The following is a 13959-nucleotide window of genomic DNA, read 5'->3' as shown; positions in this document are numbered from 1 at the left end:
CAGGTCACGGCCTATTTCGGCCTCGCGCCGAGTCAGAGGTCGAGTGGCGACTCCGTGCGGCTCGGAGGCATCAGCGGCGCGGGCAACGCGCTCGTGAGGAAGCTGGCCGTTGAGGGCTCATGGTGCTACGCCGCGGCACGGCACCAGCCGAAGCTCATGCCGAGGGACACGGGCGTGCCCCTCGAGATAAGGATGCACGGGAGGAAGGGGTCCGAGCGGCTCCTGCGGCGGCGCGAGGAGATGCTCGCCCGCGGCATGCCCGCGGCGAAGGCCAACGCGGCCACCGCGGCCGAGCTCGTGAGGTGGCTCTGGGCCCTCGGCATGATGTGCCGGGAGGGCGCGGAATAGACATGGCCCCCGTCCCGGCGAGCCGGGCGGCCTTCGGGGATACCCCCTATTTCGCTGTGCGCGCGGAGCCCTCCGCATGCGCCTCGACAGACTTGGGGAACCCCGCCGAAGGAATGGAGTGCGGGCCGACAGAACGGTATCCGCGGATATGAGACTGAGCCGAAGGCGTCGATGACATGCCGGGGGCGGACCGGGACGGGTTAACGGCAGGCCCCGCCGACCGATTGCAAGCGGTCGGCGGGGCCATTGTGGCTCTTGACAGCGGATTGGGTCATATGAGCGAAAGCCCGCCAGAGCGAGCAAGGTGCCTTGAAGCGAGGCGGCATTGACCTTTTGGTCATGCCGCCGAAGTTGAAAGGCAGATTGCCGCCCTGGCGGGCTTGCAGCGTCAAGTGGTTACGCGGTTTGGTAAAACCGCGTAACTATAGTTCGAGTTCGTTGAGGCGCAGGATGGCCACGATGTAAATCTTGAGCGCCTGCTTGAGCTGTTCCTCGTTGGCGCACTCGTTGGGGCCGTGCATCTGGCCGCCCCACGAGGGCAGCTCCAGGCCGGTCTCCTCGGGGCCAAACGAGACGGCGCGGGCAAAGTTGCGCGCGTACGTGCCGCCGCCCATGGCAAAGGGTTCAGCATGCTTGCCCGTAAACTCGTTATAGGTATCAATAAGCGCCTTCACGGCCGGATCGTCGGCAGACACCGAGAACGGCACCTTAGCGCGACCCAGCTGGCACGTCACGCCAAAACGGCCCACGAGCGGGTCGAGCTGCTCGCGGATGGTATCGGCACTCGTGCTGTCGGGGAAGCGCACGTCGATGACCTGCTCAATATGGCCATCCGCCACGCGAATGACGCCAGCGTTGCAGGTAAGCGGGCCAAACGCCGGACTCGTCGCATCGATACCCAGGCCGCGGCCATAGGCATCCGCATGCACAAAGGCCAGGAACTTGACGAACTCGTGCTCGGCAGGCGTCAGCAGGCGCTCATCGCGTGCACCAAACGCGTCCTCGGCCTCGCGCAGGTACGTCACGATCAGGCCGACGGCGTTGATCGTCCCCTCGGGCATCGAAGCATGGCCACCGATACCGTGCGCGAAAATCTGGGCATGGCCGTTCTCGAGCGCCGTGATCTCCAGGCGGTCGGCGTTCTCAATGGGCGCCGGCAGTTCATCGGCGGCAATCGCAAGCTCGCAGATAGACTGCGACGGAATGGCGTTGCTCGCCTCGGCACCGCTCCAGGACACAATGCGCCCGCCGTCGATCTTGGGGCTCACAAACGTCGCCCCAAACTGGCCCTTCTCGGCATTACAGACCGGGAACTCGGCATCGGGCGTAAATAGAAAGTCGGGGTCTGCGTGGTTCTCCAGATAATGGTGAACGTCGGACATGCCCACTTCCTCATCGCAGCCCAGCAGCGCACGGAAGGTATAGCGCGGCACAATGCCGTGCTTGAGCAGGTAGGCGCCGGCATAGAGCGACAACACCGCCGGACCCTTGTCGTCGATCACGCCACGGCCGAGCAGCCAGCCCTCGCGGCGCTCCATCGCAAACGGGTCGGTGTTCCAACCGGGGCCAGCGGGTACCACGTCCACATGGCAGATGGTCGCGAGCTGCTTATCGCCGCGGCCCGGAATATCGGCGATGCCCACAAAGCCCTCGTCGTCGCTCGTCTGGTAGCCGAGCTTTTGCGCGATGCCGAGCGCGCAATCGAGTGCGTCACGGACCGGGCGGCCAAACGGCGCGCCGGGCTCCGCATCAGCAGAAACTGCCACGGACGGATAACTCACCAGCTGCTCGATATCGGCGACGACATCCTCCCAGACCTCGTCGACATACTCGGCAACGCTCTGCTCCACCTGATTCATGGACGACCTCCTTAGCAATGAGCGGCGAGCGTGCCCGCCCCTCACATTACGTCATTAGATAGCGAAAAGTTTAGCAAGCTCGGCCACCGAGTGCACCACCGCATCGGCGCCCGCGGCCTCGTGCTCCCCCGGCGCCGCCGCGCCCGAATAGATGCCGATGCACGGCACGCCCATCGCGTGCGCACCCTCCACATCGTTGAAGCGATCGCCGATCATCACGGCCTCGTCCGCGGTCGCACCCAGGGCCGCCAGGGCATCGCGGACCGAATCGGCCTTGGTCTCGCGCCCCTGCGGCGGATTCATGCCAACCACCGCCTCAAACTGAGAAAGCCCGAGCTCACGTACCATATCGATGCACTTTGCCTCCATGCGCGACGTCGCCACGGCCATACGCTTGCCCCGGGCGGCCAGCCCATCCAGAAACTCGGGGACCCCGTCGAACACGGGATACTCCTCCGGTCCCAGCTCATCAAAAAAAGCACGGTACTCGTCGGCCACCACAAGCGACTCCTCGCGGGAAAAGCCGTAAAAGTCGTGAAAGCTCTTCCACAGGGGCGGCCCGATCATGCGGCGCAGATCACCCATCTGCGCCTCCGAAAACCCGCGCGCAGCCAGCGTCTTGCACGTCGAGGTCATCACCGCCCGGCCCGTATCTGCCACCGTGCCGTCAAAATCGAACAGCACGACCGGCCGTTTGCCTATCTCCAACGCCTCCATCGGCATTCCTCTTCCCCAGTTGACGATTTCCACACCGACACTTCAAACTGTTGACTATTCAACAATTGAACCTAGTAATGTGGAACGACTCAACTATACTTGTCGCACTTTGCTCTCAGAAGGCGGCGCGCAAGCGCCCCAACGAAAGGTGCAATTATGTCTTTTGCCATCATAACCGACTCCACGTCGGACATCTCCCCCGCCCGCGCCCAAGAGCTCGGCATTTACGTGATTCCGCTGCATGTGATTATCGAGGGCGAGGACCTGCTCGACCAGGTGCAAATTACCGCCCAGGAGTACGTCGCGCGCATGGCCGGCTCCGAGCAGCTGCCGCACACCTCGCAGCCAAGCGCCGGCGAGTTCAAGGCGCTCTTTGATCGCGTGCTCGCCGACGGCCACGACAGCGCCATCTTTATCTCGCTGTGCAGCGAGTGGTCTGCCTGCTACGCCAACGCGTGCCAGGTTGCCGATACCCACGAGCTCGACGTGCGCTGCATCGACTCGCGCACCGGCTCGGCTGCCGAGGGCCTGCTGGTGGAGTACGCGCTGGCCATGCGCGAGGACGGCCGCAGCCTGGACGAGACCGAGGCGCAGATCCGAGCGACGCTGCCCGACGCCCACCTGCTGCTGATTCCCCGCACGCTCGAGAACCTCGTTAAGAACGGCCGCGCGCCCAAACTCGCCGGCCAGCTCACGCAGATGCTCAACATTCGCCTGGCCGTTTCGCCGGAGTGGAAATCGGGCGAGATCAAGGCCATCAAAAAGGGCCGCGGCGCCAAGCGCATCGTTGCCAACACCATGGCCGATTGCCTCGCATTTTTGACCGAGCATCCGGGCTCCAGCGTGCGTGTGCTCACGACCGGCGCCGCCGAGGAGCAGGAGCTCGTCAGCCATGCACTCGCAGGCCAAGATTACGTAGACGCCGGCACCGGCCCCATCGGCTGCACCATCGCCACCCACGTAGGCGTCGACGCCATCGCCATCAGCTACTGCCCCCGCTACCGGCCCATCCACTAGGGGCACCTTTACCACTTGCGGTGGAATAGGGACTGTTTTTGGCTTATCAGCCGCAAATCAATCCCTATTCCACCGCAACTTAGAAGCAGTTCATTTGGGACGGGGCTAAAAAGACTGGTATCAAACGTTTCAGACCAGTCTTTTAGCCCCGTCCCATTTTACCTACCCTACATCAGCCCGCTCAGGGCGATGTCGACGGCTTCGTTGAGGTCGTCGGTGATGTGGACAAGGTCTGGATCGAGTGGGCTGATCATGCCGGCATCCATCACCGGGCCGTTGAGCCAGTCGAACAGGCCCCTCGCGGTACCCACTGGACAAAAAATGGCAAATATGAGTACCGCCACCAAATTAGTAGCAGCAAAATCTCGCCGGAATTGATCATTTCGATCAATTCCACGTCTTGCCAAGGCTCAAAATTCCGTGTTTAGTGGGTTAGATATATAGAATAATGTGGAATTGGTATTCTATTCTTACCAAATGTTATGAGACTACATTAACAACAGTACTCATATTTGACGTTATTTGACCACGGAGTCATTCGAGGACCCCTCCCCACGCCGCCAACACGCCCCATAGCCGCCAAAACACCTTTAACAACAGCCGCCGCACGTTTTGGCACCGGCTAATTGCCACTCACGGATCGGTACCCCACTATTACCGAACCAAAATCGAAGTCGCATATCTCATAAAGCTGAAATGACGTACCCTCATCCCAATGAACGCTGACAAGAATGGCATTCAAATGAGCAACGCCGTGCATCAATACGCCCTTTTCGGGAACGCCTTATTCAAACTCAATAAAACGGTTGTCCACGCTTCAGATCCGCGTAAGCAGATCGTAATCTGTAGCAACGGTCCAGACATCCGTTACGCAACACTCGAAGAATGGGACAAAGCCGGCAAATCTTTCGGCGAACGTGCACAGACCGAGGGCATCGTTACCAGCGCGAGCCCAGCGCGCGACAAACTCGAGCTCTTTCGCAATCTTTTTACCGGCCGCAAAGATGTGCACGCTCACGGGTACCGCAGAAAAGACGGGGGCATCGGCTATACACCCGCCTGCGCAAATGAGTGGAAGCCAGGCATTTGCCCCAAAGCAAACCATCACAGAATTAAATGCGCTGAATGTCGCAGCCGCACATTCCTTGAGCTGAACGATGCCGCCATTATCGCCCATTTCAAAGGCAGCGACGACAGGCTCCGGGACGTCATAGGTCAATATGTTCTCGACAAAGACTGCAACACAAATGTCCTTGTCATTGATTTTGACAAAGCCGATTGGAAAGAAGCGACAAACGCTATCAGGCTTGTCGTAAAAAACCATGGAATTAACGCTGCGGTCGAGCGATCAAGGTCAGGCAACGGCGCGCATATCTGGTTTTTCTTCCTAGAACCTATAAACGCAAAGACAGCACGAGATTTCGGTAGCTGCCTTATCGCCGAAGCAGCGGCACTCAACAAGACAATCACCTTCGAAGCCTTTGACCGAATGATACCCGCGCAGTCCACCATTCCTGAAGGCGGCTTTGGAAATCTCATTGCGCTGCCCTTTCAGGGAAAAGCGCAGCGGGAAGGAAACAGCGTATTTGTTGACGAACGATTCGAGCCCTTTCCCGACCAATGGCTTTACCTTTCGCAAATCCAACTAATCTCGCGTGCGACGGTGGATCGTCTGATCGAGGACACCAAAAACAAACCGCTTGGAATAGCAACAGCTGCAGCGACAAACAAAACCAGGCGCAATGTCCAAAAGCCACGAAAGCGGCTCCCGCTCACGCCACGAGACTTCCCCTCGAACCTGCTCGTCACACAAGCCGATATGCTCTACATCCCCGAAAAGTCTCTGAGCCCGGCAGCTCAAATGGAAATCCGCAGGCTTGCGACATTTGCCAACCCGGAGTTCTTCCGTGCGCAATCTATGCATCAATCAGTATTCGGCAAACCGCGACTCATAGACCTCAGCGAACTTAGAGATGGCCGCGTCGCGATTCCCAGAGGCTGCAAAGCCCAACTTGAGCAGCTGATTCAAGAAGCCCACGTTACTGCCCATTATTCAGACGAACGTAGCACAGGCAATCCAATTGAGATGGCATTCAAAGGGACCCTTCATCCCGAACAGCAAATTGCCGCCGACCAGATGCTTGAATACGAAGACGGAATCATGTCTGCGCCAACGGGCTTCGGTAAAACCGTCATCGGAGCTTATCTTATTGCCGCCGTTGGTCTTCCGGCGCTCGTCATTGTTCCAAAGACCGCGCTCATAGCCCAATGGAAATCGCAGCTCGAACGATTTCTCGACATTACGGACACCAGAGAGCCGGTCCGAACGCCAAAAGGACGAATCAGCAAAAAGCAACCTCCCCTTATTGGACAAATCGGAGGGGGCAAAACCGCCGTCAGCGGCCTTATCGACGTCGCTTCCTTTCAGTCGCTATCTGGCAAAGACTCCCAAACCGGGGAGCCGATAGTTAAGAACCTTGTTCGCAATTACGGCCTCATTATCTGCGACGAATGCCACCATGCTGCCGCGCCACAGCTCGAGCTCGTCCTCAAGTCCGCTCCAGCCAAATATATATATGGCCTCTCCGCGACACCCGAGCGCTCCGACGGACTCACGCGGGCGCTCTCGATGCTCTGCGGCCCGCTTCGCTATGTCATCGATCCAAAAACGCAGGCAATTCAGCAGGGCATCCAGCGCATCGTTCGACCGAGATTTACCGGCATTCGGCTATCCGCCTACGAGCCGGATGCAAGCTTCAATCAGATTCTCGATATGCTGTGTGCACATGCGGCAAGAAACGAATTGATTGTCGATGACGCCCTCGAAGCAGCGTCAAACGGTCGACATCCGCTCATACTATCCAAAAGGAAAAAGCATGCTGAGGAACTGTTCAGGTTGCTTAATGATCGCAGACACGAGCCCATACTCTTAACCGGAGAAATCGGCGCCAAAGAAAGAAAAGCGATACTGAACAGTCTTCCCGGCTTTGAGCATGAACATCGAATCATCGTCGCCACCGAAAGCCTTCTGAGCGAGGGCTTCGATCTGTCCTACCTTGACACCCTTTTCATTGCCACGCCGATATCTTGGGACGGCAGCGTAACGCAGCAGGTGGGCAGACTGCATAGAAGCCACGAGGGCAAGCAACAGGTTGAGATATTCGACTACATTGACCTGTCGATACCCATGCTCGCCCGCATGTACCAGAAAAGACTCAAGACGTACGCCAAGTTGGGGTACGAAATTTATTCAGCAGAGGACAGCGAGCAACCCGATTACAACATTCTCATAGAGCCGGCAAACGCTATTGAGGCATTAATTAAAGACATCACCGGTGCCACAAAGAGTGCCTTCATAGCCGCATCCTACGCATCCGCCGCATGCCTCACGAAACTCACCACCACACTCGCAGGCGCAGCCGCCCGTGGGATTACCCTTGAGGTTTATGTTGCCTCACCTCCACGCGATGACGCGAAAGCGATTTTTGCCGAGATGAACGTCGACTATTCCGTCAAGGCCAAAGGGCGGCTGTGCGCGGCCGTGATTGACGAGGAAACTGTCTGGTACGGGACTATCCCGCTGCTGGCATTCCCCAAGAAAGAAGACCGCAGCATCCGTTTCAAAAGCAACGAAGTCGCCGCTGAGTTTTTGAGCGAAATCCAGCAATGAGGAGAACCGGGGGCCGCAGCAGCGAACGGGGCACGCCTATCAGTTGCGGTGAAATAGGGACTGTTTTTGGCCAATCGACCGCAAATCAGTCCCTATTCCACCGCAACTTGGAAATCGGCGATCAGCCCAGCGGACCCTGAAACAGTTCCTCATGCGAGCCCATTCTCACCAGCCTAATCACTGGGTTAGTCTTATGGGGAAGATAAAGAACGACCACATCGACCAAGCCATCGGATAGGTGGAAATCGATGTGGCCGTTGTAGTTTCCGCCCGGGTTTGAGAGCTCGTGGGCGCCACACTCCGCCGGAAGTGACCCATGAGCCACAAGCTCTGCAACCGCCGCTTTAAACTCACTTTTTAGCTGCGGATGCATGCGCATCGTTCGTTTGTAGTCCGCCTTAAATTGAGCCTCGACTTTAATCTCGAACATCGCTATTCCTCATCGAGGAATGACATAAGCTCATCAGCGTTATTGAATGACGGGCTATCGTCCGGCAAAATCCCCAACTCATGAGCCTCGGCGATCACCATGGCACGCCTCGTCGCCTCGTTGGGCATCTCCGCCCTTCCTACAATCTCAAAAGGAATCTTTCGCTGATTTACCAGCTGCCGAACGGCAAGATTGAGATAGGAATTGAGGCTGAGGCCGACCGAATCCAAGAACTCAGTCGCCTGCTCCTTGAGCCCCTCTTCGAGGCGAACCGTCGTAGGCTTAACCGTTGCAGTAGACATACGCGACCTCCTTGCCCTCGTCTTTTGCATCAGTATACCCAATATAAATGGCAACCTGACGTTAGATAGCATCAGATTGCCATGCATATTCATGTCGCGGTAGACACGATTGCTCTACATCAACCCGCTGAGCGCAATGTCAACGGCCTCGTTGAGGTCGTCGGTAATGTGTACCAGATCCGGGTCGAGCGGGCTAATCATACTGGCGCTCATTACCGGGCCGTTGAGCCAGTCGAACAGGCCCTGCCAGTACTCGCTGCCCACCAGCACGAGCGGCATGCGCTTGACCTTGTGCGTCTGCACCAGCGTGAGCACCTCGAACATCTCGTCGAGCGTGCCAAACCCGCCGGGAAACACAATAGCGCCCGAGCTGTATTTGACGAACATGGTCTTGCGCACAAAGAAGTAGCGGAAGTCCATACCGAGGTTCACGTATTTGTTGAGCCCCTGCTCGTGCGGCAATTCAATGCCCAGGCCAACTGACTTACCGTTGACACTCGCCGCTCCCCTGTTGGCCGCCTCCATAATGCCGGGGCCGCCGCCGGTGATAACCGCCACGCCGCGCTGCGCGATCTTGCGGCCGACCGTGCGCGCCGCCTTGTAGAGCGGATCGGTCTTGGGCGTGCGGGCACTGCCGAAGATGGTCACCGCGGGCCCGAGCTCGGCAAGCGCGCCAAAGCCATCGACGAATTCTGCCTGAATACGAAGGACGCGCCACGGATCGGCATGCAACCAGTCGGTTGAATCTTCGGGCGCCAGCAGGTTGGCGTAGGTGTTGTCCTTAGGAATCATGGGGCCGCGCATGACCACGGGGCCGCGGCGGTACGTCTCGTCGTAGGCGGGCTCGCCCTCGACGTTCTCATTCTTAATCATGGGTGCTCCTATCGAAAATAGAAACGGGCGGGATCGACGCCATGCGCCAAACACCCGCCCGAACATCAACTATTCGGTATGGTACCCACGATGCATAAAGTGCTTGCAAGCTATCGGTCAGCGGTCGCGCAGCCAGCGTCAGAGAATGTGACGAGCGGCTGCCGCTCAGCCTTTGCCGTTGCCCACGCTCCGCAAGCGTGTCTGTCGCCCTTAGTAATCCACCGCCGCAGGACTGTTCATCCAGTCGCTCACAAACGCGCCGTAGCGGCCCTCGATAATGGCCTGACGGGCACGCTGCATAAGGTTGAGCAGGTAGTAAATGTTGTGCATCGACAGCAGAATACCGCCGAGCATCTCCTTCTGCGTGACCATGTGACGGATGAGCGCACGGCTGTAGCCGCCCGTGCACACCGGGCAGGTGCAGGTGGGGTCGATAGGGCCGTCGTCGTGCGCAAAGCGCGCGTTGCGGAAGTTAAGGCGACCTTCACTGGAGAACGCCGTACCCATGCGGCCGGTGCGCGTCGGCAGCACGCAGTCGAACATGTCGATGCCCACGCCAACGCCGCGCACGAGCGTGGTAGGGTTGCCGACGCCCATGAGGTAGCGCGGCTTGTGCTTAGGCATGTACTCGAAAACCAGCGGTGCCAGCGTCTCGAACATGGTCTCGTGGTCTTCGCCCACCGAATAGCCGCCGATGCCGTAACCCGGGAAGTCGCCGCACTCCTCCAGATGGCGCAGCGAGCGCAGGCGCAGGTCCAGGTGCATGCCGCCTTGGACGATGCCAAAGAGCGCCTGGTCATCGCGGGTATGCGCCTTATAGCAGCGCTCGGCCCACATACTCGACAGCTCAACGGCGCGCTCGACGTAGGCGCGCGTGGCGGGATAGCCCGGGCACTGGTCGAGCTGCATGCAGATATCGGAGCCGAGCTTCATGGCGATTTCCATGTTGTCCTCGGGCGTCCAGAACACGTGGCGGCCGTCGTAGTCGTTGACGATAAAGCGCACGCCCTCATCAGTGAGCTTGACCGCGTCGTTGTGGCTGAACACCTGGAAACCGCCCGAGTCGGTGAGGATAGGGCCGTGCCAGTTCATAAACTTGTGCAGGCCGCCCAGCTCGGCGATGGTATCCTCGCCGGGACGCATGGACAGGTGATAGGTATTGGCAAGCACGATCTGGGCGCCGAGCTGCTTGACGGTCTCGGTAGGAATACCCTTGACGTTTGCCTTGGTGCCCACGGGCATAAAGATTGGCGTCTCGATGTCGCCGTGCGGGGTGTGCAGTACGCCGGCGCGCGCGTGCGTCGTCGGGTCCTCGGCGATCAGGTCGAATTTAAAAAGGCTCTGGTCCATAAACTGGAACTCCTTGGTTGCGGTTCATACGCAAACCATTATACGGGCAACCCGCAAGAAGCACCGACTCGACAGAAACTGGCGCAAAGGGGTCATAGTCATTGGGATCATTTCCAACAGCCAAGGCAACGCCGATGCTCTGGCAATGCCAGCGAGCGGTCGCCAGGGCGAACAAATTGGCATGAAAAGAGGGCGGCATAGACCTTCTGGTCATGCCGCCCTCTTTGAATGACAAGTTGTCGCCCTGGCGGCCGCGCAGCGTCGGCCCGTTACGGCGTTTGGTAAAACGCCGTAACCCCTAAGGCCGCTGGCCCATGCCACCCTCGAGGGTGACGGTCTCGCCGTTCATGTACTTAAAGTCGGGACCACAGAGCTGAACGACCACGCGGCCGATTTCCTTCTCGACGTCGCCGTAGTGACCCGCCGGCGGCATGTGGACGTTGGCCTTGAACGCCTCGGGATAGGCATCCTGGAAGTTCTCGAGCGCAGCGGTCCAAGCAAGCGGGCAAACGATATTGACGTTGATGCCGTCCTTGCCCCACTCGTTGGCGGCAACGCGGGTCAGGCCGCGGATGCCCTCCTTGGCGGCAGCATAGCTGCACTGGCCATAGTTGCCAAACAGGCCGGCGCCCGAGGCAAAGTTGACCACGGAGCCCTTGGTCTCCTTCAGGTGCGGATAGGCCTTCTGCATGTACAGATAGGTAGCATACAGACCGGAGTAAATGGCCAGGTTAAACTGGTCCATGGTGTGATCGGCGATGGTCACGCCCGAGGCGCTGGCCTGAGCATTGTTGACGACGGCGTCGATGCGGCCGAACTCCTCAATGGCCTTGTCGATGACGTTCTGGACGACGGCCTCGTTGTCCTGACCAGCCGAGACATCGGCCTGAACAGGCAGAACCTTGACACCGTACTCGGCCTCGAGAGACTCCTTGGCGGCCTCGAGCTTGGCGACGTTGCGGCCGGTGATGACGAGGTTCGCGCCCTCCTTGGCAAATGCGATATCGATGCCGTAGCCGATGGAGCCAGCGGAACCGTCCTTGAGCGTGGCCTTGCCACCGCCGGTGACGATCACGGTCTTACCAGTGAAAAGTCCCATACAAAGTCCTTTCAAATCGCGACGGGCACGCCCGCCGACTGCGCGCATCCAACTTCACGCGCCAAAAGCTGAAATGCAACTTTAGCTTCTTCAAGTGAAAAATAAAGCCCATGGCAGGCGAACGGCGCAACGTCTTTCGGCGAAGGGAATGTCAAGTAATAATTGAATAGAGCGGCCGAGTTTTTGTTAACGAGACGAGCCATCGAACACGTTTTGAAACTTTGCTGCGGCGCGCGGGATGTCGGCGCGAGACTTTATCATAGGGTGACAAACAACGATGAGGAGCACATGCCTATGACAGACGAGCTGGACCCCCAGACTCAAGAGCATATTGATGATCCCGCAGACGTCACCGCAGATACTGACGCTGTGACCTGCGATGGTATCGACATCGACGACCCCATCTTGGACGAAAGCGCTACGGCGGAAACCCCCGAAACAGAAAACGCCGATGAGCAAAACGACGATGCGCCCGCTAAGGACGACGCCCCTGTACAGGACGACGCCCCGCAAGCAGCGGGCCCCATCGAGGTGTCTTCGGAAGAAGAGCTCGATGCCGTCATGGACTCCATGATGGATGCTGTCAAAGCGATGAAAGACGCCGTCGCCGATGCCGATATTGATGCCGAGGAAGAGGAGGCCGCCGAGGCGGCCTCGACCTTTGTGCCCGGCGAGACTCCGGTTGCCGACCAGGGCAGCACCATGCCCTCGTTTCTGCAGCTCGAGCACCCCACGATTGGCGCCGATGCGGTCGATCCGCACGCAGCAGGCTTTTCTGTGGTCGAGGGCGGTACCGGCAATATCGCCGCGCCGCAGGCTGCCGATGCGGACGCCGCCGACACCGCTCGCCCGACCGCCCCGCACTCCCCCGCCGCGAGCCGCGATCTGGGGACCGCTGTCTCGAACACAGCGAACGCCGTGGGCGCCTTTATCGCCCAGGGTGCCTCGGCCATGCGCGAGATGAATGCCGCGAAAAAGGCACTTGCCGATGCCCGCGCCCACCTGGCCGAACTTGAGCAGCGCATTGCCGATCAGGCCGAGGAACTCGAGACGCGCCAGGATATCGCAGGCCGCTACGACCAGATCGTCGCCGACCAGCGCCAGGCGATCGCCACAGCGCAAAAGACCGCTGCGGCAGCCGAGATTGACCGTGATGCCCACGCCGCCAAAGCGACAGAGCTCAAGGGGCAGTTCGAACAAATGAAGACAGAGGATGACGCGACTGAGCTCCGCCTGAAGGCCGCGCTCGATGCCGTGGAGGCCCGCGAGGCGAGCTCGCGCGAGACCGGCAACCGCCTCGTTCGCCGTCTTGAGGATTCCAAGCGCATCCGCGACAAGGTGAAGGCCGAGCGAGACGCCGGCATTGCGGCCGCACAACAAACCGTCGACGCCACGCGCGCCCAGCTCGAGACGCTGCGTCATGAGTATGCCGAGCTGCAACGCAATCCCTCGGCAAATCCCGCCAACTATACGGTGCGCACCAGCGAGCTCTCGATGCAGATCTCCGACACGGCAGATGCCCTGCGTAAAGCCGAAGAAGATGTCCCGCGCATCACCGCCGACCTTGAGCACTCGCTTGCCGCAGCCGAGCAGGCCGTCGAGCAGGCTCAAGCCCCCATTGCCGACGCCAAGCGAGCCCATCAGGCCGTGACGGCAGAGGCCGATGCCGCGCGCGACGAGCTGCAGACCGCAAAAACCACCGCCGCGACGCGCCAGCGCGAACTGCGCGAGAAGATCGCCGCCGAGGACAAGGCACGCCGCGACCAAGAGCAGAGCATAGCCAACGCCCAAGCAGATGCCGCGCATGCGCAGTCGATTATCGAACAGGCGACCGAAGTACACGACCACCCAGAGATTACTGAGTCGCTTGCAGGATCCTTGGCCCGAGACAAAGCCGAACACGCCGAGACCGAGCGAGAAGTTGCCCAGCTCGAGGCCACCGAGGACGCGGTGCGCGAGCGTACCCGCGACTCACGCATCAAATTCACCGGCGCCATCGTCTGCATCGTCGCCGCAATCCTGGTGATCATCCTGATCTGGTTGTTCGCAAGTAAGTAAACCAGCCGCCAAAAAGCGCTCAACGCAGTTGCGGTGAGATAGTTCCTGTTTAGCCCCAAAAAGGCCAATTCAAGAACTATCTCACCGCAACTTATTTAGATCGACGCAAGGCAATCTATCCCTCTTGCACCAATCTCTTGACATAAGGAGTGTCCCCAGGTGCCGGCACAGACGATATGAGCAGGACATAAAAACATTGAGAGCCCCTGCTGCATGAAAGACCGCGGATTAGGCCG

At 59.4% G+C, this 13959-nt stretch carries 14 protein-coding genes; 4 read left to right on the top strand and 10 right to left on the bottom strand.

Annotated elements, in window-relative coordinates:
• Window positions 1-348 (top strand): transposase (locus AB5202_RS09350; RefSeq protein WP_368147518.1); only part of this gene is annotated, 348 nt, incomplete at its 5' end.
• Between the two features lie 422 nt (window positions 349-770).
• Here AB5202_RS09350 and AB5202_RS09345 read toward each other — a convergent pair.
• Window positions 771-2207 carry a M20 family metallopeptidase gene (locus AB5202_RS09345; protein ID WP_368144499.1) on the bottom strand — a complete coding sequence of 479 codons (1437 nt, stop codon included), beginning with the start codon at window positions 2205-2207 and terminating at the stop codon, window positions 771-773.
• Between the two features lie 54 nt (window positions 2208-2261).
• Entirely contained in the window at window positions 2262-2924 is a 663-nt protein-coding gene (locus tag AB5202_RS09340; protein ID WP_368147517.1) for an HAD hydrolase-like protein, read from the bottom strand.
• Between the two features lie 156 nt (window positions 2925-3080).
• On the opposite strand from AB5202_RS09340, the gene AB5202_RS09335 reads away from it, so the two are divergent.
• Complete coding sequence (locus tag AB5202_RS09335) at window positions 3081-3941, top strand: DegV family protein (protein ID WP_368144496.1); 861 nt, start codon at window positions 3081-3083, stop codon at window positions 3939-3941.
• Between the two features lie 167 nt (window positions 3942-4108).
• Here AB5202_RS09335 and AB5202_RS09330 read toward each other — a convergent pair whose 3' ends face one another.
• The gene (locus AB5202_RS09330) at window positions 4109-4348 is read right to left on the bottom strand and encodes a hypothetical protein (protein ID WP_199409509.1); all 240 of its coding nucleotides are present in this window, start codon (window positions 4346-4348) and stop codon (window positions 4109-4111) included.
• Between the two features lie 335 nt (window positions 4349-4683).
• On the opposite strand from AB5202_RS09330, the gene AB5202_RS09325 reads away from it, so the two are divergent.
• On the top strand, window positions 4684-7611 hold the full coding sequence (locus AB5202_RS09325; RefSeq protein ID WP_195234903.1) for a TOTE conflict system archaeo-eukaryotic primase domain-containing protein: 2928 nt from the start codon (window positions 4684-4686) through the stop codon (window positions 7609-7611).
• A 121-nt stretch (window positions 7612-7732) separates the two neighbouring features.
• On the opposite strand, the gene AB5202_RS09320 is transcribed toward AB5202_RS09325, so the two are convergent.
• The 7 genes from AB5202_RS09320 to AB5202_RS09290 form a co-directional block, all read right to left on the bottom strand.
• Window positions 7733-8041, bottom strand: coding sequence for a type II toxin-antitoxin system RelE/ParE family toxin (locus tag AB5202_RS09320; protein ID WP_368144494.1), 309 nt, complete (start codon window positions 8039-8041; stop codon window positions 7733-7735).
• A gap of 2 nt (window positions 8042-8043) precedes the next feature.
• Window positions 8044-8343 (bottom strand): type II toxin-antitoxin system RelB/DinJ family antitoxin, encoded by a 300-nt coding sequence (locus AB5202_RS09315; RefSeq protein ID WP_055285794.1) that lies wholly within the window; start codon window positions 8341-8343, stop codon window positions 8044-8046.
• Window positions 8344-8457: 114 nt separating this feature from the next.
• Window positions 8458-9216: a TIGR00730 family Rossman fold protein gene (locus AB5202_RS09310; protein ID WP_368144493.1), complete on the bottom strand. Its 759-nt coding sequence runs from the start codon at window positions 9214-9216 to the stop codon at window positions 8458-8460.
• Between the two features lie 210 nt (window positions 9217-9426).
• The gene (gene tgt / locus AB5202_RS09305; protein WP_368144492.1) at window positions 9427-10566 is read right to left on the bottom strand and encodes a tRNA guanosine(34) transglycosylase Tgt; all 1140 of its coding nucleotides are present in this window, start codon (window positions 10564-10566) and stop codon (window positions 9427-9429) included.
• Window positions 10547-10801, bottom strand: a complete 255-nt coding sequence (locus AB5202_RS09300; protein ID WP_156327666.1) for a hypothetical protein — start codon at window positions 10799-10801, stop codon at window positions 10547-10549. Before AB5202_RS09300 ends, tgt begins: the two co-directional genes overlap by 20 nt.
• A 63-nt stretch (window positions 10802-10864) precedes the next feature.
• The gene (locus AB5202_RS09295; RefSeq protein ID WP_006235414.1) at window positions 10865-11665 is read right to left on the bottom strand and encodes an SDR family NAD(P)-dependent oxidoreductase; all 801 of its coding nucleotides are present in this window, start codon (window positions 11663-11665) and stop codon (window positions 10865-10867) included.
• 11 nt (window positions 11666-11676) lie between these two features.
• Window positions 11677-11868 (bottom strand): hypothetical protein, encoded by a 192-nt coding sequence (locus tag AB5202_RS09290; RefSeq protein WP_156327665.1) that lies wholly within the window; start codon window positions 11866-11868, stop codon window positions 11677-11679.
• 91 nt (window positions 11869-11959) lie between these two features.
• Between AB5202_RS09290 and AB5202_RS09285 the strand changes: the two genes are divergently transcribed.
• Complete coding sequence (locus AB5202_RS09285; RefSeq protein ID WP_368144491.1) at window positions 11960-13723, top strand: coiled-coil domain-containing protein; 1764 nt, start codon at window positions 11960-11962, stop codon at window positions 13721-13723.
• Window positions 13724-13959: the final 236 nt, after the last annotated feature.

It is taken from the genome of Collinsella aerofaciens (assembly GCF_040915545.1).
Classification (GTDB): Bacteria; Actinomycetota; Coriobacteriia; order Coriobacteriales; family Coriobacteriaceae; genus Collinsella; species Collinsella aerofaciens_BE.
The sequence above is the reverse complement of the archived record's forward strand: the minus strand, read 5'-3'. Positions and strand labels throughout refer to the sequence as shown.

Excerpts from the sequence above, each read along its gene's own strand:
- AB5202_RS09320 (WP_368144494.1), bottom strand. The coding sequence starts at position 8,041 with ATGTTCGAGATTAAAGTCGAGGCTCAATTTAAGGCGGACTACAAACGA.
- AB5202_RS09345 (WP_368144499.1), bottom strand. The coding sequence starts at position 2,207 with ATGAATCAGGTGGAGCAGAGCGTTGCCGAGTATGTCGACGAGGTCTGG.
- AB5202_RS09285 (WP_368144491.1), top strand. The coding sequence starts at position 11,960 with ATGACAGACGAGCTGGACCCCCAGACTCAAGAGCATATTGATGATCCC.
- AB5202_RS09335 (WP_368144496.1), top strand. The coding sequence starts at position 3,081 with ATGTCTTTTGCCATCATAACCGACTCCACGTCGGACATCTCCCCCGCC.
- AB5202_RS09315 (WP_055285794.1), bottom strand. The coding sequence starts at position 8,343 with ATGTCTACTGCAACGGTTAAGCCTACGACGGTTCGCCTCGAAGAGGGG.
- AB5202_RS09290 (WP_156327665.1), bottom strand. The coding sequence starts at position 11,868 with ATGGCTCGTCTCGTTAACAAAAACTCGGCCGCTCTATTCAATTATTAC.
- AB5202_RS09310 (WP_368144493.1), bottom strand. The coding sequence starts at position 9,216 with ATGATTAAGAATGAGAACGTCGAGGGCGAGCCCGCCTACGACGAGACG.
- AB5202_RS09340 (WP_368147517.1), bottom strand. The coding sequence starts at position 2,924 with ATGGAGGCGTTGGAGATAGGCAAACGGCCGGTCGTGCTGTTCGATTTT.
- AB5202_RS09295 (WP_006235414.1), bottom strand. The coding sequence starts at position 11,665 with ATGGGACTTTTCACTGGTAAGACCGTGATCGTCACCGGCGGTGGCAAG.
- AB5202_RS09325 (WP_195234903.1), top strand. The coding sequence starts at position 4,684 with ATGAGCAACGCCGTGCATCAATACGCCCTTTTCGGGAACGCCTTATTC.
- tgt (WP_368144492.1), bottom strand. The coding sequence starts at position 10,566 with ATGGACCAGAGCCTTTTTAAATTCGACCTGATCGCCGAGGACCCGACG.